This window comes from Arthrobacter sp. A2-55 (assembly GCF_025548615.1).
In the GTDB taxonomy this organism is placed as follows: domain Bacteria; phylum Actinomycetota; class Actinomycetes; order Actinomycetales; family Micrococcaceae; genus Specibacter; species Specibacter silviterrae.
On the sequence record NZ_JAJLOZ010000071.1, the window covers coordinates 1 to 23,106 of the forward strand.

Below are 23,106 nucleotides of genomic sequence, written 5' to 3' on the forward strand. Positions count from 1 at the left end.
TGCACCCGTCGATGGGGCGTCCTCCCCATGCAGGACTCCCCATGCCCCGCGGCCTGCACTGCCGCACCACCCAAGGTTCCATCGTGGATTCCTTCGACGTAGGCTTAAATTCTTGGCATTGTCCCGCGCAAGTTTCTGCAGTTCACTAAAGGACGTGAAACCATGACCACCGCAGAGAAGCCTTCGATCCCCGATCCCGGACGGCCCAAGCCGGCGCAACCTGCGCCGGGGCAGCCGCCCGTGCCGCCGGATCCCACGCAGCCCGGCAATCCAAATCGTCCCCCGGACCCGAATGAACCGTATCCGCCGCCATTCCCACCGGACCAGCCTGACCCCCCGGCCCCGATGCACCGCAGCCGCCTTTTCCACCAGGCCTACCGTTTGGCTCCCCCGGCGCGGTTCCGTAGCCTTCCTGAAATTGCCGATATGATGTTCCCCCTCTAAACCCTGAACACCATCCGATGCCAACGGTGCGCCACTTGGCAAGTGGCGCACCGCCAGGGTCCAACCAGGCTCAGGTTCAGGGCACCGGGCACAGGTTCGCTACGCAGCCACCTTCGCCGGGCGCCGAACCCCCACTGAATCCTCGGAAAGGCGCTGCGCCAGATAGATCGGCACAATCGAGACCACTATCAGCACCACCGCCACCACATTGACCACGGGGGCCTGGTTGGGGCGGAACAGGTTCTGCAGGATCCAGATGGGCAGGGTGGTGTCGCCGGCGCCAATGGTGAACGTGGTGACAATGATTTCGTCAAAGCTCAGCGCAAACGCCAGGAGCCCTCCGGCCAGCAGCGCGGAACGCAATTGCGGGAAGGTCACCAGGCGGAACGTGGTGAACACGCCTGCCCCCAGGTCCGCCGATGCCTCCTCGAGCCGGCTGTTCACGCGCCGCAGCCGGGCAATGACGTTGTTGAACACCGTCACCATGCAGAACGTGGCGTGGGCAATGACCACAGTCCACATGCTCAGCGGCACACCCAGGATGGTGGTGAACATGTTGTTCAGCGCGATGCCGGTGACAATGCCGGGCAGCGCGATGGGCAGGATCACCAGCAGGTTCACGGCCTCGCGCCCAAAGAACTTGTACCGTTGCAGGGCCAGCGCCAGCAGCGTGCCCAGCACCAGCGAAATGATGGTGGACACCACCGCCACCCACAGGGACGTGACCAGGGCGGAGCGGACGCCCTCGGATTCAAAGGCCCTCCCCCACCATTCCAGGGTGAACCCCTTGGGCGGCCAGCCAAACGTCTTGTCCGAGTTGAAGGAGTTGACCACCACCAGCAGCAGGGGCGCGTAAATGAACAGCAGCACCAGCCCGGTGATGACCCCGAGGATCGATTTGGCACTCTTGGAAAGTCTCATAGCAATCCTCCTAAAGGTTGTTCAGGGCGCCGGTGCGGCGGACCACGAAGAGGTAGACCATGATGATCACGATCGGGATCAGGGACACCGCGGAGGCAAACGGCAGGTTGTTCGCCGCTCCCACGTTGGCGTAAACCACGGTGCCGAGCATCTGCGTGGTGCCGCCCACAATCTGCGCCGTAATGTAGTCGCCCAGCGACAGCGAAAACGTGAAGATGGTCCCGGCAATGATGGATGGCACCAGGATGGGCAGCATCACCAGGCGCATGGTCTTCAGCGGCTTGGCCCCCAGATCGGATGAGGCTTCCAGCAGCGAATTCGGCACCTTTTCAAAGCCGGCATGGATGGGCAGGATCATGTACGGCAGCCAGATGTAGGCCAGCGTCAGGATCACCGCAGTCTCCGAGTAGCCCGGGCTGGCAACGCCCAGCGGCGCGCCCATCCACTCAAGCAGCCCGCCGCTGGCCAGCACATTGCGCCAGGCGTAGGCCTTGACCAGGTAGCTGGCCCACAGCGGCATGAGCACGGCAATCACCAGGATCTTCTGCCAGTGCGCCGTGGCCACCTTGGCGATGAAGAACGCGATCGGCACGGCGATGACGGCGTCGATGATGGTGACGGACAGCGCAATCCAGATGGTCCGCAGGGTAATGATTTGGTAGACCGGATCGGTGAGCACCTGGATCACATTTGCGAAGGTCCAGGTGGTGGACACCTTGCCGGTAAATGTGTCCACCGTCCACAGCGCCGTGATGAGCAGGGCGGCGAGCGCGGCAATGTACACCAGGATCAGCCAGCCGGCCGGGGCCGTGAGCAGTGCCGCCAGCCGGAGCCGCGGGGTCCTGTTGAGGAGGGCGGAGAAGGAGTTCTTCCTGGCCCGGGGGACCGCGGCGGTCCCGGGACGGGTGCCCGGGTCCGCCGCAGTGCCGGGCTGCTGTGTGTTCAGTGACATGGGCTAACCCTTGATTTCCGTCCAGGCCTTGGTCCACTCCGAGTAGTCGGTGCAGGTGGCGTCTGTGCGGCCGTCCAGGCACTTGGCAATGGGGGTGGTCCAGTACCAGATCTTGGAGGCGTAGCTGGCGTCGCCGGAGTGGTATGTCTCGCAGAAGTTCTTGTCCGTGGTCAGCGCGCAGGCCTTGGGATTGGCCGGGGACTCGCCAAAGTACTCGGCGACGGCGGCGTTGGCCTTGGGGCTGGCAATGTAGTCCAGCCACTTGTACGCGCAGTTGGAGTTCTTCGTCTTCGCACCGATCATCCAGGTGTCCGACCAGCCGGTGGCGCCCTCGGAAGGCAGCAGCGTCTCCACCTTGGCGCCGTCGGCCTTGGCAATGTTGGCTCCCACCTGCCAGGTGGTGCCAATCACGGAGGTGCCTGAAGCAAAGGACTGCACTTCCTTCACCACGTCGTTCCAGTACTCACCCACGTGCTTGCGCTGGTCCTTCAGAAGCGCGACGGCGGCCGCCAGCTGGTCCTTGTCCAGGGCGTAGGGATTCTTGATGTTCAGCTCAGGCTTGTGCTTCATCAGGTAGAGCGCCGCATCGGCAATGTAGATGGGCGAATCGTACGCGGTGACCTTGCCGCTGAAGGAGGATGCGCCGTCGAACACGGAACCCCAGGAGGTGGGTGCCGGGGTGACCTTGTCGGTGCGGTACATCAGCAGGTTGGCACCCCAGCCGTGCGGCATGCCGTAGTTCTTGCCGTCCACGGTGTTCCAGGCCTTGTCCTTCAGAAACGGGTACACGTCCGGGTAGTTATTCAGCAGCGACATGTTCACCGGCTGCACGTCGCCGCCGGCAATCAGGCGCAGGGACGCGTCGCCGGAGGCGGAAATGACGTCATACTGGCCGGTGCGCATCAGCGTCACTGCCTCGTCCGAGGTGCCGAACGGCTTGAAATTGACCTTGCAGCCGGTCTCCGCCGTGAACGGGGTGACCCAGTCCACCTTCGGATCGTTGCTACCGTCCTCCACGTACCCGGGCCAGCCCAGGATGGAGACCTGGCCCTCTCCGGCGCCGATGGATTCCTTCAGTGTTCCGGCGGCCGCGCCGCCGCCGGAGGAGGTGCCGCAGGCCGCCAGCGCCAATGCTGCCACGGCCAGGGTCCCGATGACTTTCAGGGAGCTCTTCATGGTGTTTCCTTTCAGGGTGAAATGAGTGATTGCTTGAAGTTCTAGTTGCCGTCGGGGAGCCACACGGCATCCTGGTCCAGCCAGCTGACGGACACTGTCTTCCCCACAACGCTGGCCTCGTCCGGCAGGTCACTGCCCACCAGCACCACGACGGCGGGGCCCCCTTCCAGCGCCACCCTCACCTGCGTGGCGTGCCCCACGTAGACCAGCGAGGTGACGGTCCCGCGCAGGGAGGCGGCGCCGTCGTGCTTGGCAGTGGAGGCGGTCCAGTCAAGGGTGAGGCGCTCGGGGCGGACCACAAACTGCCCGCCGCGCTGGTAGAGGGTGGCGGCAGTGTCGGGGCCGAAGAGGTTGGAGGTGCCCACAAAGTTGGCCACGAACGCGCCGGTGGGGCGCTGGTAAATCTCGTGCGCCGTGCCGATCTGGGCCAGCTTGCCGTTGTTGAACACGCCGATCCGATCGCTCATGGTGAGGGCTTCCTCCTGGTCGTGCGTGACGAAGATGAAGGTGATGCCCAGGCTGCGCTGGAGTTCCTTGAGCTCGATCTGCATTTGCTGGCGGAGCTTGAGGTCCAGGGCGCCCAGTGGTTCGTCGAGCAGGAGGACCTTGGGCTCGACGACGAGTGCCCGGGCCAGTGCCACGCGCTGCCGCTGCCCGCCGGAAAGCTGGCTGGGGCGGCGCTGCATGAACTTGCCCAGCTGCACCCTCTCCAGCGATTCAATGGCGCGCTCGCGGCGTTCGGCCTTCTTCATGCCGCGCACGCGCAGCCCGTAGGCCACGTTGTCCACGAGGGACATGTGCGGGAAGAGCGCGTAGTCCTGGAAGACGGTGTTGACGTCGCGCTGGAACGGGGCCTTGCCGCTGACGTCCGCCCCTTCCAGCTCGATGGTGCCGGAGGTGGGTAGTTCGAAGCCGGCGATGAGTCGCAGCACGGTGGTTTTGCCGGAGCCGGACGGGCCCAGCATGGAGAAGAACTCCCCCTGCCGGATGTCCAGGTCCACGCCGTCCACGGCGCGGGTTTCGTTGAATCCCTTGGTGCCGAACGTCTTGGTGAGGTTGCGCAGCCGGATGGCGGGAACCTCGGCGGTGGTTTCCCGCACTCCGCTCAACGTGGTCTGGCTCATGGAATGCGCCTTTCAGTGGTTTCAGTGGTTTCAGTCGTGGATGGTCAGCTGGTTTGTGGCTGTGATGGGGACCACAATGTGGTGCTGAAGCTAAATGCTATTACTTAAGATGTTTTATGTATAGACCCGGTGGCAAAGTGGCCGTTACGATTGTGTAAAGCCCCGATCCCCCAGAAAGGAGGGGCCGCATGTCCCTCTCCCCCCTGGGTGCATCACGGAGCCTGGCCGCAGTATTCACCCCCATCAAGTCCGGCGGGCTGGTGGATGAGGTGTGCCGGCGCATTGAACTGGCCGTGGAATCGGGCCTGCTGGCGAGCGGACAGCGGCTGCCGAACGAGGTGGAGCTGGCCGGCGCGCTGGGCGTGTCAGCCGTGACGGCACGGGAGGCGCTGTCCCAACTTCGCGGCCAGGGGCTCATCCGCACCACGCGGGGGCGCAGCGGCGGCAGCTTCGTCACCGAAAATTCCTTCCCTTCACTGGTTCAGGCCCGCGGGAAGCTGATGGAACTGACGCGCCTGCAAATCACCGATTTGGGTTTGCATTTCCACGCCATTGCCGCTGCCTGTGCCGCCGTGGCTGCGCGGCGCTCCAGCCCGGAGGACGTGGAGTCGCTGCGGAACTACATCCGGCCCCAGCTCGACGACGGCGAACCGGCAACAGCGTTCGCCTGGCGCCTGTCGGCGGCGGAGTTCCTGCTGGAAATGGCGTCCGTGGCACGCTCCGCCAGGCTGGCCCGCGAAATGCTGCGCCTGCAGGCAGACATCGGCACCATGACGCTGCTGCCGTTCTCGGACCCGGCTTTTTGTGAACAGACAGCAGCGCTGAACAGCTCCATCACGGAGGCGATAGCGGACCACGACGCCACCGGCGCCGAGGCCCGGACCAGGGAACTCATCACCTCCACCATCACCTGGCTGTTGGCTGAATACGCCGGCAGTCCGCACTGAACAATCCGCACTGATCAATCCGCACCATCGACAAGTAAGGTCACGCTGATGAACGGCAAGGAAGCCGCACCGTCCGCTGCAGGGGTTGGGGAACCTTCGGCCACCACCACTCCCCCAGGCGGCGTTCCCGCAGTCATTCCGGCGGGAGGCGTTCCCGCGGACGTTCCCGCAGGCGCCAGGGAGCTCGCTGCCCTGATCGACTCGATTGAGGCGGGGATCGACGCCTGGGCGCAGGCCACCACGGAGTGGCTGTCGGGGCAGTCAAAGCCCACCGGAACGGCCATCGACAAGTTCATCCGGCCCGCGGTGGCCCGCATGCTCCACGAACCGGGGTCGCGGCTGGCCGGAGCCGGATTTGTGGCCGTCACGGGACTGCTGGGCCACGGCCGAAGCTACATTGCCTGGTGGCAGGGGGAGGACTTGGAGCGGGTGGATGCGCTGGCCAACTTCAGCCCGTCCTCCATCAGCCGTTATGTGAAGACGGAATGGTTCAAGGTCCCCGTGGAAACCGGCCGGCCGCACGTCACCGGCCCCTACATCGACCTGCTTTGCACGGATGAATACGTGCTGACCTTCACCAACCCGGTGTTCAGCTCCGGCACCATCGCCGGCGTGGTGGGAATGGACGTCACGGCCCAGACGCTGGAACGTGCGGGCCTGGCTTCGCTGCGCAGCCTGGGCCCCGGGGCCGTGCTGGTCAACGCGGGCGGGCGGGCCATTGTCAGTGCGTCCCCCACGGTGGACGCGGGCGACCTGGTCCAGGCTGCGCCGGAGGCCGCCATCTACCCCGTGGGCCGGCAGTTCAGGATCATCACCCACACCGTGTGAGCCGATCCGGCGGTCCTTTCAGGCGCTGGACAGCCGTTCGTATGCTGCGCACATCTTAAATTGCCACGATTTCAGGGTGTGCGGCGTCGAACCACTGCGCCACTGTAATCTGGCAGTGACATGAGAAATGCCGCGCACATTGTGGGGAAGGAGATGAAATGCCTGCACAGAGGAAGCACCACAGGCCGGCCGCGCAGCCAGCCCCCGAGCCGCCGCCGGAGCCGTATCCGGTGCACTCCATCCCCGGCACGTTGCTGGCATCGCGGCTGGTGGGGAGCGGCCGGACCCGCCCGGCGGTGGTGGTCAGCTACAAGTCCGACGCCGGAAAGCGGCGCATCAACGCACAGTTCCTGGCCCAGCAGCTGGGCGACGAGGCGGACGTCTTTGAAATCGCCAACGGCGTGGAAACCCGCAAGCTCCAGGACGGGCTCCCGGAGGACCTCCACGTGTTCGGCACCGGCGCCCGGGTCTATCCCGCAGGCACCGGGTGGGCCGCACGGACTCCCCCGGCCCGGCTGGTGGTGGGATCCACCGACCTGGGCCGGCTGACCAACCAGCTGCTGGGCGACGTGCATGCCGCCGCCCACTCCGGATTCCCTTCCCCGCCGGCCGAATCAGCGAAACCGACCCGTGCCACGGCCACGGGGACGGTCCGTGGATTCACCTCGGAAGACAACAGCCGGGCCCTGGTCAAGCTGTCCACCACGGGAAAGATTGTCACGGTCCGGGCCGAGGACCTGCTGCCGGGCGTGCCGCTCAACTGGCTGCTCACGCCGGGACAGTCCGTCACGGGCCTGCTGGATGAAGGCAACGGCACCCTGGACATCAGCGCACTTCTGCTCAAGCCCGGCTCGCCAATCACCAGCTACAGCGAGGGCGACGTGGCCCTGGCCCGCGTCCGCAGCGCCGGCGCCACCCATGCCATGGTCACCCTGTGGCCCGGCTCCGACTTCCGGATCGGCACCGCACGCATCTCCTCCAATGAGCTCGATTCCGCGGAAGACCTCCTCACCGAGGGCGAGGTGGTGCGGGTGAGGGTGCTGTATGAGAACGGCGCCGTGGTGTTGTCGATGCTGGACGTGGACGACGACGAACCCATTGTCCCAGCGCCGCCCCTGGTGCAGGGCGGGCCGCCGTGGCTTGACCTGGACCGCCCGTACGCCAGCATCTTTGCCCCGCCCGCGGCGCCCCTCCCCGGTGAGCCCAGCGCAGGGCAAGCCGCGGCTGGGACTGGGGCGGCCGGCGTCGTGCTTGAAGCGCAGGAGCCTGCCCTGACGCCGGCGGAACGCAAAACGGCGCTGAAGTCGACGCAGATGGAACTGGAAAAGGCGCGTCACACCATTGCCGAGCTGCAGGATTTGGTGGACAAGTTAGTGGCCACCGACAAGGCCGCCCGGACCCTGCAGGACAAGCTGGCGCAGGAACATGCCAAGGCGAACGACCTGGCGCGCAGGCACAACGATGCGGTGCACCAGATCGACGCCTTCAAGGCCGAGCTGGCGAAGACCACGGCCAAGCTGGTGGGGGCGAAGAAGCAGCGGCGGTCGGCGTCGTCCCGTTCGGAATCCAGCCTGGCGGGGCTGTTCCCCGAGCCGGAAGAGCAGTTTGATTTCGAGCTGCGCCACGAATGGGCGCTCATGGTCCCAGCCATGGACAAGGCCGCGCAGCCGCTGGGCGAGTACGTGGTGGGGCCGGGATTCCTGGCCACGCTGTCCCAGCTGCCGGCGCCGCAGCGCGCCAAGACGCTGCGGGCTGCCGTGGACCTGATTGCCAACCGCGAAGGCCCGCTGCGCAACCGCAAGCCTCACTTCCTGCGCGAAAATGAGGGCGCCCACGCCCCGGCGCGCATGCGCGGCGACGATGTTTGCTGGCGCCTCTATGTGGAGCAGGGCACGGCCGGGGCGCTGCGGCTGCACTACTGGAAGCTGAAATCCGGCGGTTTCGAGCTCCACGAGGTTGTCACGCACGACGACGTCAAGCCATAAATATCCACTAGGATGGGGGTTTTGACTGAATTCGCATCATGGGGGAAATAATGGAAAACAAACAAAAGCCACACAAACGGCGGTCAGCCCGACTGTGGATCATTCTTGGTGTGGTGGTGGCCATGTTGGCCAGCTTCATTTCCTGCAGCGTCATTGCCAACGCTGACACCGGAACGGTCAAGTCGATTACCGACGGCGACACCCTCGTAATTTCAGTGGGTGGCGCCAACAAGACCATCCGACTGCTCAATGTGGACACACCGGAAACCAAGGATCCCGCCAAGGACGTTGAGTGCCTGGGCCCGGAGGCCACGGAATTCCTGACGCAAACCCTGCCGGCCGGCACCAAGGTCAAACTTAAGTACGACGTCGAACGGAAAGACAAATATGGCCGCACACTGGCCGCCGTCTTTACGAAGGACGGCACCTTGGTCAATGCCGAGATTGCCAGGGCCGGCCTTGGCACGGCCTTGGTGGTCGGCAGGAATTCTGCGTTCCTGGAGCAGGTGAAGGCCGCACAGGAACAAGCGAAGGCGGCGCAGAAGGGGCTATTTGGTTCAGACATAGCGTGCACGCTGCCGGCCCAGGTCCAGGCAGCAACCACGGCGTTGACTGAGGCCACCGCCGGCCCCGCGGCCGCAACCTCAACGGATGCTGCCGCGGCGATCGCCACGGCGTCGGCAGCCATCGTTTCGGCGAAGGCCCTGCAGTCGGCGCTTACCGTCGCCAACATGGCAGAAAATGCGCTGCTTTGGTCCGCATATACGTCTGCCGAACTGTCCGCGCGGCTGGCCTTGTTGACTTCCGACATCGGCCGCGCGGAGACATTTGTGAAGTCATTGACCGAAACAAAGTCAAAGCTCGAGGCCTCCGAGGCCAAGGCGGCCGCCGAGAAGAAGGCTGCGGAAGTTAGGGCGGCCGAGGAAAAGAAGGCTGCCGCCGCCAAAGCCGCGGCAGAAAAAGCGGCTCAAGAGGCGGCCAAGAAGGCTGCGGCCGAGGCTGCCGCACAAGCCGCTGCGCAGGCAGCCGCCGAGGCTGCTGCTGCCGCGGAGGCCGAGCGAATCCGCAACCTTCCCCCGGTCTATGTGCCGCCGGCACCTCCCGCGTACCAGCCGCCCGTCTATGAGCCCCCTGCACAAAACCAGGGCGGCGGCGGATCTCCGGGCTACACCGGACCGCGTTGTTATGCCCCCGGCGGCAAAACCTGGCGTCCCTGCTAAGAACTCAATGGACAATCCCGTTGCCTATATTCTACGTCAGATGAAATTATCTGTAATAGAATATAGGCAACGGGAGGAGTTGGCATGGGCCTGGGCGACCTCAGATACGGCACGTTTACCGTTGCTGAAGCCAAGCGTTCCGGCTTGTCCCCGCGAACGCTCTACCGATTGCGTGATGCCGGGAAAGTCGAACAAGTCGGCCCTGGTTTGTACCGTGACGCCGATGCGCCTGCCACGGATCTGGACTTGTTGGAAATCGCCGTCAAAGCACCGCGTGCAACCCTTTGCCTTTCCAGCGCACTGGCGCACCACGACCTTATCGACATGATTCCCGGACGAATTGACGTTGCGCTGCCGCGGGGAAGGACCGGGCCAGTCACGCTCGCACCAGCCAGCTGGCACTACTTCAACCAAGCCACCTTTGACCTGGAACGTTCGCGACTGGAGATCCCTGGGGAGAGTGCCAGCATGGGCATCTATTCAGCAGAGCGCTCGATTGTGGACGCTTTCAGGCTGCGAGGAAGCGAAGGCCACGAGATTGGAATTGAGGCACTCAAGAACTGGCTGCGGCGACGTGGTTCACGGCCGGCCCGGCTGCTGACGATCGCCCAGCAAATTCCCCGCTCCACCGGCCCCATCAAGAGGGCATTGGAGTTCCTCGCATGACAGCCGAACAGATTTACCGCCAGCTCATAAATCTTGGCCGTCAACGAAATCGCCCTGGTGAGGAGATGATCACGCTCTACGGATTGGAACGGGTTCTGAACAGGCTAACGCTAACCCGCTTTGCCGACGACTTCTCGCTAAAGGGCGGCGTGCTTCTGGCAGCTTTCTCGATGAGACGGCCCACCCGGGACATCGACATGCAAGCACTGGAGTTCACACTCGACGCGACCCACATGGGAGAGGTCATTCGGGCCATCGCCCGTGTCCAGACTGACGACGGACTGACCTTTGCCCTGGATGAGGTGCGGATGGAAGAAATCCGGGACGAGGAGGAGTATAGCGGGCTCCGGGTTCACGTTCCGGCCTTGCTCCATATCGCGAGGGTGCCGATCAAACTGGACGTAAGCACCGGCGACCCGATCTGGCCAGAACCCCAGACGGTCACGTTACCGGGATTGCTCGGTCAAAACGTTCACATCAAGGGAAGCACGCTAGAGACCGTCATCGCCGAGAAATCGGTGACGATTGTGCAGCGTGGGGCCACTAGTACAAGGTGGCGTGATTACATGGATATTCGAAATATTGCCCGCAAGTACCCATTCAACGCCGGCGAGTTGCGAGCGGCAATGGAGGCGACAGCCGCCTTTCGTGGTGTCCAGCTTGAGCCAATCAAAGGTCTGTTGCAGGGCTACGACACGGTGGCCGCGGGCAAGTGGGCCGCGTGGCGGCACAAGAACCGGCTAGAAGACGAATGCCTCTCCACGCTGGAGGAACAGCTGGCGGACGTCTCGGCGTTTGCCGGCCCCATTCTTGCAGGTACCGTGGCCGAAAGTTACCGTTGGGACCCAACCGCCTTTTTATGGCAGGACAACCAACAGCCCTCGACTGTAGGCGACGCTGCTCCCTGAAACAGTTTTCCGACGTCAAGCCATAAGCTGGTGTGACACCGTCGGAAAGGACGCCCTCCCATGCCTGCCCCCATTGAGCTGGTCCGCCTGCTGGACGACGACGGCGCCGAGATCGGCACTGCGGACAAGTCGCTGGTCCACGGTGCAAACACCCCGCTGCACCTGGCCTTTTCCTGCCACCTGGTGGACGGCTCGGGACGCACGCTGGCCACGCGCCGGGCACTGTCCAAACTGACCTGGCCGGGGGTGTGGACCAACTCGTTTTGCGGCCACCCGGCCCCCGGCGAAACGTTCGAGGACGCTGTGAGGCGCCGCGCCGCCGTCGAGCTTAACATCGAGATCTCAGACATCCGCCCCGCCCTGCCCGACTTCCGCTACCGCGCCGTCGACGCCTCCGGCGTAGTGGAAAACGAGGTCTGCCCCGTTTTCACGGCCGTCTACGCAGGCAGCAGCGACATCTCACCCAACCCGGAGGAAGTGTGCGACTGGGCGTGGACGGACATTGTGGACCTGGAGGAAGCCGTCATTTCGACGCCGTTCGCGTTCAGCCCGTGGCTGGTCCAGCAGGTGGCTGAGGGCATTTACACGGGCGGACTGCTGCCCGGCACGCCCGGCGTCCCCAGCATTGACTCTATTTGACGGCCACCATGGCCGCACTGCGGTCCCACAGCTGCCGCGCCAGCGCGGGATCCTGGGCGGTGCGCGTGGGCGTGGCCACCTTGCGCTTGGCGTAGTACTTTCCGGGCTCCCAGTCCTCCCCCGGCACGGTGGTCGCCAGCCACACCAGCGTGTCCGCGCCCTGCGCCGGCGTGAGCATGAACCGCCGCATCAGGCTACCGTACATGAATTTGGTGACCCGGTTGGATTCGGCCGAAAACCCGCTGCCGACCACGCCGGGGTGGAAGGCTGCCGCGGAAACTCCGTGGTCCCCGTAGCGGCGCTGCAGCTCGATGGTGAACAGGATGTTGTCCAGCTTCGCATTGCCGTACGCCGCATTGGCGCTGTACTTCTTCACGGCGTCCAGGTCGTCGATGTCGTACTTGGCCATGATCCTGTGGGCCATGCTGGAGGTGTTGATGACAGTGGCCCGGCTGGCCACCAGCTTCTCAATCAGCAGCGTGGTGAGCAGGAACGGCGCCAGGTGGTTCACCTGGAACGTCTTTTCATGCCCGTCCACCGTGAGCTCGCGGGCGCCCATGATGCCGCCGGCATTGTTGGCCAGCACGTCAATCCGCGGGTATTTGTTCCCCAGCTTTTCCGCCAGCCCGCGCACCTGCGCCAGGTCGGTGAAGTCGGCCAGGAAAAAGTCCGCCTCCAGCTCCTTCGCCACGGCCTGGGTCTTCTGCGCCGAGCGCCCCACGACCACCAGGGTGTCCCCAGGGTTGGCGAGCATGGTGGCGGCGGCAGCACCAATTCCGTCGCTGGCGCCTGTGATAACAATTGTGCGTGACATGGACCGTCCTTAGAATTGGCTTCAGCTTACAGCCGCGGCCCTTGGAATCCCCGCCGTGGCGTGGCCCTACTTGGAGCGGTCGATCATGCGGGCAACCTTTTGCTCCAACGATGCCAAGGTGACGTCCGGAAGGACGATAATTCCGTCCAGTTCCTTGCGGGCCCGCTTGTACGCTGACTGCCTTTCGGCCGGGCTGGCGGCCTCATTTTCGGCAATGTTGACGAGCTTGCGGGCGGTGTCCAGCCGGCCCCTCTCCGCCTCGGAAAAGGCCGTGTCCTTGAGCCGGCGGGCCTCCTTTTCCGCCACGTCAAAGGCCACGTCGTAGGCGTTGACGGCATTCCGGTAGTCATCCCAGCGCACCTTGGACGTGACGTCGGAGGCGGCAACCGGGCGGAGGGCGTCGGCGTCGCGCTTGGCCCGCAGGAACGCGACGGTGAGAGGTTCGCGGACGTCCGTCATCATGGGGAAGTCGATCAGCTTGCCGACGTCGAGCTCGTAATCCAGCCAGCGCCGGTTGACGGCGTCGTGCGTTTCCATGACCCGAGCCACGTCCGCCTCGCTGAACGCATCAGGGTCCTTGGCCAAAGTTTCCTGCTGCATCGGGGGCAGCTGGGCGGCCTCGGGAGGCCCGGCCACCTCGGGATGACGGAGCTTGTACATCTCCACCCGCCGGCGGTGCCGCCGTTCGGCGGCCCGGTTGATGCCGCGGCCACCACGAGCCACCGCCCATATTAAAGGGAATGCCAGCCACCAGTTGTGGGTGAAGAAAACGATTATGTCTTGCACCACTCAATCGTGCCATGGGCCACACTGCCGGACCAATGGCCGCACGCGTCAGCCCACCAGGAAGTGCCAGCCCAGCCACCAGACAAACAGCAGCAACGTGACGCGCGCGGCCCGGACGGCGAAAACATGGCCCAGCAGTTCGCCGAGACCGGCAAGCGCCGCCGGCTTCACCCGGGACACCACCACCAGTGCCAGCCCCGCCACCGGAACCAGCACATACCCGACCACCACCAGCACGTAGATCATGCCCGCCGCACCACCCGCACCAACGCCCCGCAGGCCACCAGCCACATCCCGGTCATGGCCCAGCGGCTCGAATCATCGTTGAACAGGGGCTGCAGCAGGTCGGTCAGAGGAGGGAAAACGGCCGCATCCGCCGGGGCAAACCTGTCAATGAAATACGTCCCCAGCTCCCACACGCACAGCAGAAGCACGACGCCGGCCCACCACCAGGCGGCCCGGCGCACCCTGGGTGCCGCACGGCCAAGCGGGTGCGGGGGCTGCGGCCACGTCAGCAGGAGCATGGCAGAACCCACCAGCCCCACCACGGCCGGTATGCCGACGCTGTCCTGCGGGGCCACGACCACCACGGCCGTCACCAGCACCGCGGCGGCGGCCGCCGCGGCCAGCCATGCCCACCGGGGCACCAGCCTTACACTCCGGGTCCCGCCGGAATGGCGGTGGTGCGGGGCGCCGGGAGGAGTCGGGCCGGGGTCTGTGGACGGGCCAGTTGACGGGCCCGTGTTATCTGCCGGGGAACGGTGCCGCACGGCAGTGTCGGCCGCGAGCGCCAGGGCCCCGGCCAGAAAGATGAACCCGTCCACGGGCACGCCGCGGTAGAAGTGGAACGTTGCGGTGATGAACAGGATGGCCACCCACGGGGTGGACAGCCACAGCGACGGACGGCTGGCCGCCTTCGCGGACGGCACACCGTGGCCCGGCAGCCCCCCGCCATGAGGATGGCCGGCTCCGGGGTCTTGGGCGGATTCCCCCGGCTTTCCTGAACGTGTGCTGGAAGCCATATGTCCAGTCCACCACCACTGGCGCCCCGGCGCCAGTGGGAGGCGGGCCGGCAGCCCGGGCCGGGCACCCGGCGTCGTGCTTGGAAACGGTGCGGCAGCGGCCAAAAAATCCATGGACGGCGGCGCGGCTGCGGTCTAGATTTGTGGGCAGGAAGTCAAAGATCCCCGAAGGGAGCCATCATGAGCTACACGGTCGGCGTTTTCATTGGCAGCCTGGCCTCGGATTCAATCAACCGGAAGCTGGCCAAGGCGCTGTTCAAACTGTCGCCTCCGGAGCTGAAGCTGGTGGAGATTCCCATCGGCGCGCTGCCGCTGTACAACCGCGATTTCGACGCCGACTTTCCGCCGGCCGGGCGCGCGTTCAAGGATGCCGTGGCCGCCGTGGACGCACTGATTTTCGTGACGCCGGAGTACAACCGCAGCATCCCGGGCGTGCTGAAGAACGCCATTGACTGGGGGTCGCGGCCGTATGGCACCAATTCCTTCGCCAAGAAGCCTTCGGCCGTCACGGGCACCTCGCGGGGGCAGATCAGCACGGCGGTGGCGCAGCAGCACCTGCGCAGCATCCTGTCGTTTGTGAATTCGCCGGAGCTGGCTCAGCCGGAGGCGTACATCCACTTCACGGAGGGCATGATTGACGACGACGGCAACGTCACCGTGGCCCGCACGGAGGAGTTCCTGCGCAACTGGCTGCAGGAGTTCCACATCTTCGTGGTGAAGGTGCTGGGGGCGCAGCGGATCACGCTGTAGGGCGGTTTTGCAGCCCGGCGCGGGCCTGTTCGAAGAGCCTGAATCCCACCTCGACCACCAACGCTTCATCCTGGGGCGCAACGCCCATGAGCACATTGACCAGAAGGTGGTTGACGGCCCCCACCAGGGCCACTGCCGTCAGCGCTGCAAAGTCGCTGACCGGCAGCGCATCCTCCAGGTTTCCGGCGTTCACGGGGCCCTGGTCGAGAAGCACCTGCTGGTGGACGATGTTGGCGAAGGAGCCCAGCACCTCGAAGCGCTTTGCGTCCAGGTGTGGCGAGACGGCGACCACCTCAATGAGCACGATCCGCGCATGCCGCCTGTCCCCCAGCAGGAAGCCGACAAACGCCGATAATCCGGCATGCGCGCCCTTGACGACGTCGCCGCCAGCGGATTCCATGCCCGCCTGGGTGGCCGCGAACAGCCGTTCAACGAGGTGGCTGTAGACCTCGGCCAGCAGGTGCTCGCGGCCTTCAAAGGACTCGTAGAAGTAGCGCTCGCTCAGGCCCGCCTCACGGCAGACGTCCTTGACCGTCGCCCGGAGGTAGCCCGTGGTCCCAAAGACCTGGATTCCCGCTGCGATGAGGCGGTCCCTGCGCTCCTGCGCCCGGGTTGAGGGATCGAGGCCGGAGTACACCCGGCCCTTCGCGCGCCTTGGGACCGCATGCTGCACCGGTTCCGGGACCGGCACCTCACGCGGAACTTTCATGGGAGTCATCATATGCCCGCGGTGCTGCGTAATGACCGTATGTGCTGGGTGGCGTGCTGGGTGGCGTGCCGCCTTCGACGTCCGGCGGGCAGGACTCGCCATGACAGAATAAATACAGATCACCCATGGCAGCAAAGAAGAAAACTCCACCGGAGCCGGAACCCGTCGGCGCGGAACGCCCTGCGCACAAATCCGGTGTACGCCGCCCGCATACTCGCCAGCCGCCGGACTACCGGCGCCGGGCCGTGCTGGCCTCCGTGGCCCTGGCCGCCGCCACCACCGCCTTCAAGGCAAACATTGCCGCGGACTACCTGCTGACGGAACGTTCCCAGTTCCGTGTCACCACCCCGGACAACGATGAAAACAAGACTGCCGCCAACAGGTTTCCGGGCAAAACCTGGTACCTCCTGGGCGGGTTCGGCGTCAGCTATCGCGACACCGGGCGGAAGTTGGCAGCCCTGCAGCCCGCCATGAACGAACGCGCTCCGGCGTCGTACATAGGCTATTCCAACGGCGGGATCGACATCGCACAGCTTTTCATCGCCATCCAGCGGGATGCCTACGAGCGCAAGCTGGACACCGTCTACTTCTACGGCGACAGCTTCGGCGGGATGGCCGCCGTCGTGCTGGCATCGCTGCTGGTGGAAAACGGCATCACCGTCAAGGTCATTGTCATGGGATCCAGCCCAAGCAGCGTGCGCGACGTCCTGGACCCGGGCAAGGAATACATTTCCCTGGCCGGGCGCGTGGTCCCCTACCTTGGCCTGCTGGGGCGGCTGGGCGCGGGCGTGTGGAGCGGGCTGAGCAACCCCAACGGGCAGGGCATGTACGAGGCGGCACGGTCCGGCATCAACAGCTCATTGGACCAGTCGAGCAACTCGCTCATCCTGAAAACCACCCAAGCCACGTTCCTGCAGGCCTTCCCGGCCCAGTATGACGGGCACATCCCGCGCACCACGGGGATCGGGCTGATGTACGATCCCGAGGACTTCATTGTGGACGCGCCCATGGCCATCGCGGGGTGGGAGCTGCTGTTCCCGCACAATCCGGTGTTCCAGTACGACGTGCCCCACACCGGCCACGCCAGCCCCGAGATCCACCCCGACGTGTACCGGACGGGCCTGGCCGTGGTGCTGGACAAGCTCGACCCGCCGCCGCTGACCAGCCAGCCGGTGCTTCCGATCTTCTGACGGGGACGACGGCGGCGGGCCTGGGCCTAGTGGCGCTGGGTCTGCGCCAGCAGCTGCTCAAACGGCAGGGACGTCATTTGCTCCACCTCGTGGGCGTGCCGCTTCGCCTTGTGGTCGGGGGAAAACCCGGCGGGCGAAAACCCGGCCCGGGACAGAGGTGCGGCGGAGGTGTCCCCGGGGGCCGGCGTCGTGCCTGAAACAGCCGGGCGGGACGGTGCCAGCACGGCGGCAAGCTCCCCCGCACCCTGGCCAATGCGGCGGTCCAGGGAGTCGGTGCCGGAGTTGGCCCAGTCCTCGGGTGAGGCGTAGACGGCGGTGGGCATGGTGCGCGCCCGCAGGTAGCTGAAAAGCGGGCGGATTGCCGTGTCCAGCACCAGCGAGTGCCGCGCCGTGCCTCCGGTGGCCCCGAAAAATACGGGCATGCCGTCGAGGAACTTGGGGTCCAGCACGTCAAAGAACGACTTGAACAGGCCGCTGTAGGAGGCGCTGAAGGTGGGGGTGACGGCGATCATGGCGTCCGCGCGGGACACCCGGGCCACCACATCCGCCAGCGCCGGGCCGGCATAACCGGTCACCATGTTGTTGGCGATGTCAGTGGCAAAGTCCCGGAGGTCGACGACGTCGAGCACGGCCTCCGCGCCCATCTCGCCCAGGTGCGCCTTGACTGCCCCGGCCATCTGGTCCGCAAGCATGCGCGTGGACGACGGAACGCCGAGGCCGGCCGAGATGACAACAATGGTGCGCTGTACTGCCATGTCCTGCACTGTGACTCCTTTTTCGCTGCCGCATGTTTCATGCGTTTGCATCTAATGGGGTCAACTGGCGCGCCATTGAAGTTATTCCCGGGCCGGCCCCGGCGTTCCCGCTTACGGCTCCCGCTTACTGCTCCCGGACGACGGCGGCTTCCGCGCCGGCTGCCCCGGCGTGGTGGGCCTCCACCGGGTGGGCGTGGAGGTCCTCGTGGCGGGCGGCGGCAATCGCATTGATGCGCCCGCGGCTAAGGTACCAGCCGCCCATGAGCGCCGGGATGATGACCACCAGGGAGGCCACAGTCCAGGTGCCCACCGGGTTGTCAAAGGCCATGAGCACGATGACGGCCAGGAGGAAGGCCAGCGTCAGGTAGCCGGTGTACGGTGCACCAAACATGCGGAACGCCGGCCGGATGGCCTCGCCCTTCTTCGAGAGCCGGTACAGGGCCAGCTGGCACAGCACGATCATGCCCCAGGAGGCGATGATGCCGATGGCCGCCATGTTGAGCACAATCTCAAAGGCCGACGCCGGCACAATCGCGTTGAGGATCACGCCCAGCCCCGCCACGGCGGCCGTCAGGGCAATGCCGCCGTAGGGCACGCCGCGCTTGTTCAGCTTGGCCGTGAACTTCGGTGCCGAACCGGCCAGTGACATGGAACGCAGGATCCGGCCCGTGGAATACAGCCCGGCGTTGAGCGAGGACATGGCCGCCGTCAGCACCACCAGGTTCATGATGGAGTCCATGCCCTGGACGCCGATGGAGCCAAAGAAGGTCACAAACGGGCTCTCCCCCGCCTTGTACGCCGTGTACGGGAGCAGCAGGGACAGCAGCACCAGCGAGCCGACGTAGAAAACACCGATGCGGATGATGACCGTGTTGATGGCCTTGGGCATGACCTTTTCCGGGTTTTGGGTTTCCCCGGCCGCCGTGCCGATCAGCTCAATAGAGGCGTAGGCAAAGACCACGCCCTGCATGACCACCACCACCGGCAGCAGCCCGTTCGGGAAGAAGCCGCCGTGGTCGGCGATCAGCGTGAAGCCCACCTGCTGGCCGGCCACGGGGGTGCCGAAGATGACAAAGTACGCGCCCACCAGCAGGAAGCCCACCAGGGCGACCACCTTGATCAGCGCAAACCAGAACTCCAGCTCTCCGAAGACCTTCACGGACACCAGGTTCAGCCCCAGCACAATCAGCAGCGCTGCCAGCGCCCACACCCACTGCGGCACGGAACCGATCCAGGGTACGTACTTGGCGAAGAAGTGCATGTACAGGGCAATGGCCGTGATGTCCACGATCGCTGTCATGGCCCAGTTGAGCCAGTACAGCCAGCCGGACACGAAGGCGGCCTTTTCGCCGAAGAACTCGCGGGCGTAGGAGACAAAGGAGCCCGACGACGGCCGGTGGATGACCAGCTCGCCCAGCGCCCGCAGGATCAGGAAGGCGAAGAAGCCGCAGATCGCGTAGCTGAACATCAGGGCGGGGCCGGCGCCGGCGAGCCTGCCGCCGGCGCCCATGAACAGGCCAGTGCCGATGGCGCCGCCAATGGCGATCATCTGGATCTGTCGGGTTTTCAGGCCCTTGTGCAGGCCTGCATCCTCGGCCGTCAGTGACGCGTTGGGTACATCTTGGACCAGGTCGGACGTGTCCAATGGTGTTTCATGGTGCATACGCTTGCCTATCGGTGAGTGCGGCCCGCACCGTTGCGGGCTGCTGTCTAGTCGGTGAGGTTGGCCAGGTGTTCCGGACGCAAAAGCTCGTCCAGCTGTTCGGCCGTGAGGAGCTTGTGCTCCAGGACCAGCTCGGCCACGCCGCGGCCCGTGTGCAGGGCCTCCAGCGCGATGGCCGTTGATGCTGCATAGCCCAGGCGCGGGTTGAGCGCCGTGACCAGGCCGATGGAGTGTTCCACCTGGGCCCGCAACTTGTCCTCGTGGGCGGTGATGCCGCTGATGCACTTGTCGGCCAGCGTGTAGCAGGCGGCCTGGAGGTGGCGCATGCTCTTGGTCAGGCTGTGCACAATGATGGGCTCGAAGGCGTTGAGCTGGAGCTGCCCGCCCTCGGCCGCCAGGGTGACGGTGATGTCGTTTCCGATGACCTCGTAGGCCACCTGGTTCACCACTTCCGGGATCACCGGATTGACCTTGCCTGGCATGATCGAGGACCCTGCCTGCACGGCCGGCAGCGTGATCTCGCCGAAGCCGGCGCGGGGGCCGGAGGAGAGCAGCCGCAGGTCGTTGCAAATCTTGGACAGCTTAACGGCCACGCGCTTGAGCACGCCGGAGAGGTGCACGAACGCGCCAACGTCCTGGGTGGCCTCGATCAGGTCCACCGAGGTGGTCAGCGGCAGCCCGGTGATTTCCACCAGGTGCCGGCAGGCCAGTTCCGAGTAGCCCTTCGGCGCGTTCAGCCCGGTGCCGATGGCCGTGGCGCCGAGGTTGATCTCATGGACCAGCAGCGTGGATTCGGCCAGGCGCGCCCGGTCCTCCCCCAGGGTGACCACGTAGGTGTTGAATTCCTGGCCCAGGGTCATGGGGACGGCGTCCTGGAGCTGGGTGCGGCCCATCTTGACCACGTGCTTGAATTCCGTGGCCTTCGCGCTGAACGCATTGCCCAGGTACTCCATGGCGGTCACCAGCGACTTGGCGGCAAAGATCGTCGCCACGTTCACCGCCGTCGGGTACACGTCATTGGTGGACTGGCTGAGGTTGACGTGGTCGTTCGGGTGCAGAAACTGGTACTCGCCCTTCTTGTGGCCCAGCAGTTCCAGCGCGCGGTTGGCGATGACCTCATTGGCGTTCATGTTCGACGACGTCCCCGCACCTCCCTGGATGACGTCCACCACGAACTGGTCATGCAGCTTGCCGGCGATGATCTCCTGGCAGGCGGCGATGATGGCGCCGGCGCGGACGTCGTCGAGCAGTCCCAGCTCATGGTTGGCCTGCGCGGCCGCCTGCTTCACCATGGCCAAGCCGACCACCAGGTTGGTATTGGTGGACAGTGCCTGGCCGGTGATGGGGAAGTTTTCCACCGCGCGCAGCGAGTGCACGCCCCAGTAGACGTCTGCGGGGATGTCGCGGTCCCCGATCAGGTCGTGCTCCACGCGCGTCAGCGGCGCCGCTGCTGCGAGGGGGTCCAGGGGTGTTGCGGTCTCAGTCATGGTTCTCCTTGGTGAAATGGTGGCGGTGCCGGCGCTTGGTGGCTGGCTGTCAGTAGGGCAGGCCGTGCAGCGTGCCCACAGGGTGGCCGCCGCCGAACACGGGCAGGTTGTTGAAGGGCGCCAGGGGCGCGGGGTCCAGGCCGAGGGCAATGAGGGCGGGCACGGCGGAGGGCATGCGGGCCCTGTCGCCGCCGTCGGATATCTTAAGCGCGACGGCGGCGCCGTCGGCAAGTGCGATCAGCTGGATGCCCTCGAAGCCGTCCTTGGCGAGCAGGCCCGGCACGGCTGCCATGAGCGCGGTGACGTCGCGGCCGGGACCGGCCACCATGTCCGGGTGGGCGCGCATGGCATCGGCCACGCGGCGTTCGGGCGTGCCGGAAGCCGCGGTGACCAGCTTGCTGAAGGCGCGGGCCATGCCGGTCAGCGAAAGCGCGAAGACCTCAGTGCCGCAGCCGTCGGTGCTGATGTCCGTGAGCTCCTCGCCAGTCAGCTCCGCCACCACCTCGCGGATGAGGGTGGGCAGGGGGTGTTCCGGGTGCAGGTATGTTTCCAGCGGCCAGCCGTTTCTGGCGCAGGTGGCCAGCAGGGCGGCGTGCTTGCCTGAGCAGTTTTGGGCCAGGTGCGAGGGGCCGTGGCCGGCCCGCAGCCATTCCTCGCGCTCCGCCACGCCATAGGGCAGGTCCGTGGAGTTGCCCAGGTTTTCCGGCGACAGCCCCGCATTGGCGAGGATCTTGGCGGCCGTTTCCTGGTGCTGCGCGCCGCCCGAGTGGCTGGCCGCGGCCAGGGCCAGCTGGTCGTCCGGCAGCTCAAGGCCGGCCCGCAGCATCGCGACGGCCATCAGCGGCTTCAGCGCGGACCTGGGGTACACGCGGGCGGCGGGCTCTCCGCGCGAAAGGAGGCTCACGCCGTCGTGCCCGACGGCGGCCAGCGAGCCGAAGTGGACACTTTCCACCAGGTTTCCGCGGGTCTGCACTGCCAGCGGGGCGTGGTTGGGGAAGGTGGGTGTTGTCATGCGTTCGTGTCTCCCATGATGGTGGTCAGGGCGTCGTCCACCTTGGCGAGGTGGGCGGCCATGGCACGGCCGGCCTCCTTGGTCTTGCCGGCGGCGATGGCGTCGAGGATGAGCCGGTGTTCAGCGTCCGATGGGCGTTGCCGGCCGGTGATGAGGTTGATGGTTTCGGACTGCTTGGCCATGGCCTCGCGGATGTCGTTGACCACGCGGGCGAAGACGCCGTTTCCGCTGGCGGCGGCGATGGCGGCGTGGAAGCTGGCGTCCAGGCTGACCCAGATTTCGGGGTCGTCCTCCACGGCCATGGTTTCCACGATGCCGCGGAGCTGTTCCAGCTCGGCTTCGGTGCGGCGGAGGGCGGCCAGTTCTGCGGCGGGCACCTCAATGTGCGGGCGGGCCTCCATGAGGCTGCGTGCGGAAAACTGGCCCAGGACCAGGTCGTTGGAGGGGCCGCTGGCGATGACGAAGGTGCCCTTGCCGGTTTGCGTGGCAGTCAGGCCCAGGGCCGTGCAGGAGCGCAGGGCCTCGCGGACCACGGAACGGCTCACGCCGTATTGGGCTGCGAGCGCTGTTTCGGAGCTGAGCTTGGAGCCGATGGCCAGTTCGCCGGACTCGATTGCCGCACGGATCGCCTTGAAAACTGCCTCCGCGGCGCTCACGCGGACAATCTGCCGCTGTCCGGCTGTCCAGCTGTCTGACAAGTTCATGCTCTGACTATGACACGGCTCACAAGGTTGTGTCAAAGGCGTGGTGCTGCGGGCCCCCTGCCCTGCTCTGCGTCAGCGGGCGGGTGCCGACCGATCACGTCCGCTGCGCGAACCGGCACTTAACGGGCATGTTTCCACTCCGCATCCACGTTAAGTGTCCGTTCGGCGAAGGGGGGTGGGTGCCGACCGGCAAAGTGCCCGCTCCGGAAATCGGTGGTGCAGTAGCTGCGGGTTTGCCGGGGTCCAGGAAATCGAAGGTGCAGTAGCTGCGGGTTTGCCGGGGTCCAGGCCGCAGGAGCTGCACCGCCGATCCGAACCCTGCTCACGGCCCGAACCGACTACCCCGAACGTGCACTTAACGGGCATGTTTCCGCCCCGCATCCACGTTAAATGCCGGTTCGGCG

Annotated in this window: 23 protein-coding genes; 9 read left to right on the forward strand and 14 right to left on the reverse strand. The window is 65.6% G+C overall.

Annotated elements, in window-relative coordinates:
• Positions 1–543: 543 nt before the first annotated feature.
• Genes LPN03_RS16740 through LPN03_RS16755 form a run of 4 tightly spaced genes read right to left on the reverse strand, consistent with a single transcriptional unit; the run spans position 544 to position 4,617 of the window.
• Entirely contained in the window at positions 544–1,365 is an 822-nt protein-coding gene (locus LPN03_RS16740) for an ABC transporter permease (RefSeq protein ID WP_262455172.1), read from the reverse strand.
• 10 nt (positions 1,366–1,375) lie between these two features.
• A complete protein-coding gene (locus LPN03_RS16745) occupies positions 1,376–2,317 on the reverse strand; it encodes an ABC transporter permease (protein ID WP_262455173.1) in 942 nt (313 codons plus the stop codon).
• A gap of 3 nt (positions 2,318–2,320) precedes the next feature.
• Positions 2,321–3,493: an ABC transporter substrate-binding protein gene (locus LPN03_RS16750; RefSeq protein ID WP_262455175.1), complete on the reverse strand. Its 1,173-nt coding sequence runs from the start codon at positions 3,491–3,493 to the stop codon at positions 2,321–2,323.
• Positions 3,494–3,534: 41 nt separating this feature from the next.
• A complete protein-coding gene (locus tag LPN03_RS16755) occupies positions 3,535–4,617 on the reverse strand; it encodes an ABC transporter ATP-binding protein (RefSeq protein WP_262455176.1) in 1,083 nt (360 codons plus the stop codon).
• Positions 4,618–4,805: 188 nt separating this feature from the next.
• On the opposite strand from LPN03_RS16755, the gene LPN03_RS16760 reads away from it, so the two are divergent.
• The 7 genes from LPN03_RS16760 to idi all read left to right on the forward strand — a co-directional run bounded on the left by LPN03_RS16760 (position 4,806) and on the right by idi (position 11,810).
• Positions 4,806–5,564 (forward strand): FadR/GntR family transcriptional regulator, encoded by a 759-nt coding sequence (locus LPN03_RS16760; protein WP_262455177.1) that lies wholly within the window; start codon positions 4,806–4,808, stop codon positions 5,562–5,564.
• A 48-nt stretch (positions 5,565–5,612) separates the two neighbouring features.
• Complete coding sequence (locus LPN03_RS16765) at positions 5,613–6,392, forward strand: cache domain-containing protein (protein WP_262455178.1); 780 nt, start codon at positions 5,613–5,615, stop codon at positions 6,390–6,392.
• A 158-nt stretch (positions 6,393–6,550) separates the two neighbouring features.
• On the forward strand, positions 6,551–8,377 hold the full coding sequence (locus LPN03_RS16770; protein ID WP_262455180.1) for a hypothetical protein: 1,827 nt from the start codon (positions 6,551–6,553) through the stop codon (positions 8,375–8,377).
• 50 nt (positions 8,378–8,427) lie between these two features.
• Positions 8,428–9,597 carry a thermonuclease family protein gene (locus LPN03_RS16775; protein WP_262455181.1) on the forward strand — a complete coding sequence of 390 codons (1,170 nt, stop codon included), beginning with the start codon at positions 8,428–8,430 and terminating at the stop codon, positions 9,595–9,597.
• Between the two features lie 84 nt (positions 9,598–9,681).
• Positions 9,682–10,263 carry a type IV toxin-antitoxin system AbiEi family antitoxin domain-containing protein gene (locus LPN03_RS16780; protein ID WP_262455182.1) on the forward strand — a complete coding sequence of 194 codons (582 nt, stop codon included), beginning with the start codon at positions 9,682–9,684 and terminating at the stop codon, positions 10,261–10,263.
• Complete coding sequence (locus tag LPN03_RS16785; RefSeq protein ID WP_262455183.1) at positions 10,260–11,171, forward strand: nucleotidyl transferase AbiEii/AbiGii toxin family protein; 912 nt, start codon at positions 10,260–10,262, stop codon at positions 11,169–11,171. Before LPN03_RS16780 ends, LPN03_RS16785 begins: the two co-directional genes overlap by 4 nt.
• 60 nt (positions 11,172–11,231) lie before the next feature.
• Complete coding sequence (gene idi, locus LPN03_RS16790; protein WP_165182687.1) at positions 11,232–11,810, forward strand: isopentenyl-diphosphate Delta-isomerase; 579 nt, start codon at positions 11,232–11,234, stop codon at positions 11,808–11,810.
• Here idi and LPN03_RS16795 read toward each other — a convergent pair.
• From LPN03_RS16795 to LPN03_RS16810, 4 genes are all read right to left on the reverse strand, one after another.
• Complete coding sequence (locus tag LPN03_RS16795; protein ID WP_165182686.1) at positions 11,803–12,624, reverse strand: SDR family NAD(P)-dependent oxidoreductase; 822 nt, start codon at positions 12,622–12,624, stop codon at positions 11,803–11,805. The genes idi and LPN03_RS16795 overlap by 8 nt on opposite strands.
• 66 nt (positions 12,625–12,690) lie before the next feature.
• Entirely contained in the window at positions 12,691–13,347 is a 657-nt protein-coding gene (locus LPN03_RS16800; RefSeq protein WP_165182685.1) for a hypothetical protein, read from the reverse strand.
• Positions 13,348–13,458: 111 nt separating this feature from the next.
• A complete protein-coding gene (locus LPN03_RS16805) occupies positions 13,459–13,656 on the reverse strand; it encodes a DUF6186 family protein (RefSeq protein ID WP_165182684.1) in 198 nt (65 codons plus the stop codon).
• Positions 13,653–14,432 (reverse strand): hypothetical protein, encoded by a 780-nt coding sequence (locus LPN03_RS16810; RefSeq protein ID WP_165182683.1) that lies wholly within the window; start codon positions 14,430–14,432, stop codon positions 13,653–13,655. The genes LPN03_RS16805 and LPN03_RS16810 overlap by 4 nt, the downstream gene beginning before the upstream one ends.
• 177 nt (positions 14,433–14,609) lie before the next feature.
• Here LPN03_RS16810 and LPN03_RS16815 point away from each other — a divergent pair, with 177 nt between their 5' ends.
• Entirely contained in the window at positions 14,610–15,182 is a 573-nt protein-coding gene (locus LPN03_RS16815) for an NADPH-dependent FMN reductase (protein ID WP_165182717.1), read from the forward strand.
• Here the strand turns inward: LPN03_RS16815 and LPN03_RS16820 are convergent.
• Positions 15,172–15,891 (reverse strand): TetR/AcrR family transcriptional regulator, encoded by a 720-nt coding sequence (locus LPN03_RS16820; RefSeq protein WP_165182682.1) that lies wholly within the window; start codon positions 15,889–15,891, stop codon positions 15,172–15,174. The genes LPN03_RS16815 and LPN03_RS16820 overlap by 11 nt on opposite strands.
• A gap of 125 nt (positions 15,892–16,016) precedes the next feature.
• Between LPN03_RS16820 and LPN03_RS16825 the strand changes: the two genes are divergently transcribed.
• On the forward strand, positions 16,017–17,081 hold the full coding sequence (locus LPN03_RS16825; protein ID WP_165182681.1) for a hypothetical protein: 1,065 nt from the start codon (positions 16,017–16,019) through the stop codon (positions 17,079–17,081).
• A 26-nt stretch (positions 17,082–17,107) separates the two neighbouring features.
• Here the strand turns inward: LPN03_RS16825 and LPN03_RS16830 are convergent, their stop codons facing one another.
• The 5 genes from LPN03_RS16830 to LPN03_RS16850 form a co-directional block, all read right to left on the reverse strand.
• Positions 17,108–17,836: an FMN reductase gene (locus tag LPN03_RS16830; RefSeq protein ID WP_165182680.1), complete on the reverse strand. Its 729-nt coding sequence runs from the start codon at positions 17,834–17,836 to the stop codon at positions 17,108–17,110.
• A gap of 124 nt (positions 17,837–17,960) precedes the next feature.
• Positions 17,961–19,499 carry an amino acid permease gene (locus tag LPN03_RS16835; protein WP_165182679.1) on the reverse strand — a complete coding sequence of 513 codons (1,539 nt, stop codon included), beginning with the start codon at positions 19,497–19,499 and terminating at the stop codon, positions 17,961–17,963.
• A gap of 47 nt (positions 19,500–19,546) precedes the next feature.
• A complete protein-coding gene (gene aspA, locus LPN03_RS16840) occupies positions 19,547–20,986 on the reverse strand; it encodes an aspartate ammonia-lyase (RefSeq protein WP_165182678.1) in 1,440 nt (479 codons plus the stop codon).
• A 49-nt stretch (positions 20,987–21,035) separates the two neighbouring features.
• Positions 21,036–21,998 (reverse strand): asparaginase, encoded by a 963-nt coding sequence (locus LPN03_RS16845; RefSeq protein WP_165182677.1) that lies wholly within the window; start codon positions 21,996–21,998, stop codon positions 21,036–21,038.
• Positions 21,995–22,702 (reverse strand): FadR/GntR family transcriptional regulator, encoded by a 708-nt coding sequence (locus tag LPN03_RS16850; protein WP_262455186.1) that lies wholly within the window; start codon positions 22,700–22,702, stop codon positions 21,995–21,997. Before LPN03_RS16850 ends, LPN03_RS16845 begins: the two co-directional genes overlap by 4 nt.
• Between the last annotated feature and the right edge of the window lie 404 nt (positions 22,703–23,106).

Bases quoted from the DNA above. Each gene is read 5' to 3' on its own strand.
- LPN03_RS16770 (WP_262455180.1), top strand. From the start codon at position 6,551: ATGCCTGCACAGAGGAAGCACCACAGGCCGGCCGCGCAGCCAGCCCCC.
- LPN03_RS16795 (WP_165182686.1), bottom strand. From the start codon at position 12,624: ATGTCACGCACAATTGTTATCACAGGCGCCAGCGACGGAATTGGTGCT.
- LPN03_RS16775 (WP_262455181.1), top strand. From the start codon at position 8,428: ATGGAAAACAAACAAAAGCCACACAAACGGCGGTCAGCCCGACTGTGG.
- aspA (WP_165182678.1), bottom strand. From the start codon at position 20,986: ATGACTGAGACCGCAACACCCCTGGACCCCCTCGCAGCAGCGGCGCCG.
- LPN03_RS16785 (WP_262455183.1), top strand. From the start codon at position 10,260: ATGACAGCCGAACAGATTTACCGCCAGCTCATAAATCTTGGCCGTCAA.
- idi (WP_165182687.1), top strand. From the start codon at position 11,232: ATGCCTGCCCCCATTGAGCTGGTCCGCCTGCTGGACGACGACGGCGCC.
- LPN03_RS16755 (WP_262455176.1), bottom strand. From the start codon at position 4,617: ATGAGCCAGACCACGTTGAGCGGAGTGCGGGAAACCACCGCCGAGGTT.
- LPN03_RS16750 (WP_262455175.1), bottom strand. From the start codon at position 3,493: ATGAAGAGCTCCCTGAAAGTCATCGGGACCCTGGCCGTGGCAGCATTG.
- LPN03_RS16835 (WP_165182679.1), bottom strand. From the start codon at position 19,499: ATGCACCATGAAACACCATTGGACACGTCCGACCTGGTCCAAGATGTA.
- LPN03_RS16780 (WP_262455182.1), top strand. From the start codon at position 9,682: ATGGGCCTGGGCGACCTCAGATACGGCACGTTTACCGTTGCTGAAGCC.
- LPN03_RS16850 (WP_262455186.1), bottom strand. From the start codon at position 22,702: ATGAACTTGTCAGACAGCTGGACAGCCGGACAGCGGCAGATTGTCCGC.
- LPN03_RS16825 (WP_165182681.1), top strand. From the start codon at position 16,017: ATGGCAGCAAAGAAGAAAACTCCACCGGAGCCGGAACCCGTCGGCGCG.
- LPN03_RS16845 (WP_165182677.1), bottom strand. From the start codon at position 21,998: ATGACAACACCCACCTTCCCCAACCACGCCCCGCTGGCAGTGCAGACC.
- LPN03_RS16760 (WP_262455177.1), top strand. From the start codon at position 4,806: ATGTCCCTCTCCCCCCTGGGTGCATCACGGAGCCTGGCCGCAGTATTC.
- LPN03_RS16810 (WP_165182683.1), bottom strand. From the start codon at position 14,432: ATGGCTTCCAGCACACGTTCAGGAAAGCCGGGGGAATCCGCCCAAGAC.
- LPN03_RS16820 (WP_165182682.1), bottom strand. From the start codon at position 15,891: ATGAAAGTTCCGCGTGAGGTGCCGGTCCCGGAACCGGTGCAGCATGCG.
- LPN03_RS16765 (WP_262455178.1), top strand. From the start codon at position 5,613: ATGAACGGCAAGGAAGCCGCACCGTCCGCTGCAGGGGTTGGGGAACCT.
- LPN03_RS16740 (WP_262455172.1), bottom strand. From the start codon at position 1,365: ATGAGACTTTCCAAGAGTGCCAAATCGATCCTCGGGGTCATCACCGGG.
- LPN03_RS16830 (WP_165182680.1), bottom strand. From the start codon at position 17,836: ATGGCAGTACAGCGCACCATTGTTGTCATCTCGGCCGGCCTCGGCGTT.
- LPN03_RS16745 (WP_262455173.1), bottom strand. From the start codon at position 2,317: ATGTCACTGAACACACAGCAGCCCGGCACTGCGGCGGACCCGGGCACC.
- LPN03_RS16805 (WP_165182684.1), bottom strand. From the start codon at position 13,656: ATGATCTACGTGCTGGTGGTGGTCGGGTATGTGCTGGTTCCGGTGGCG.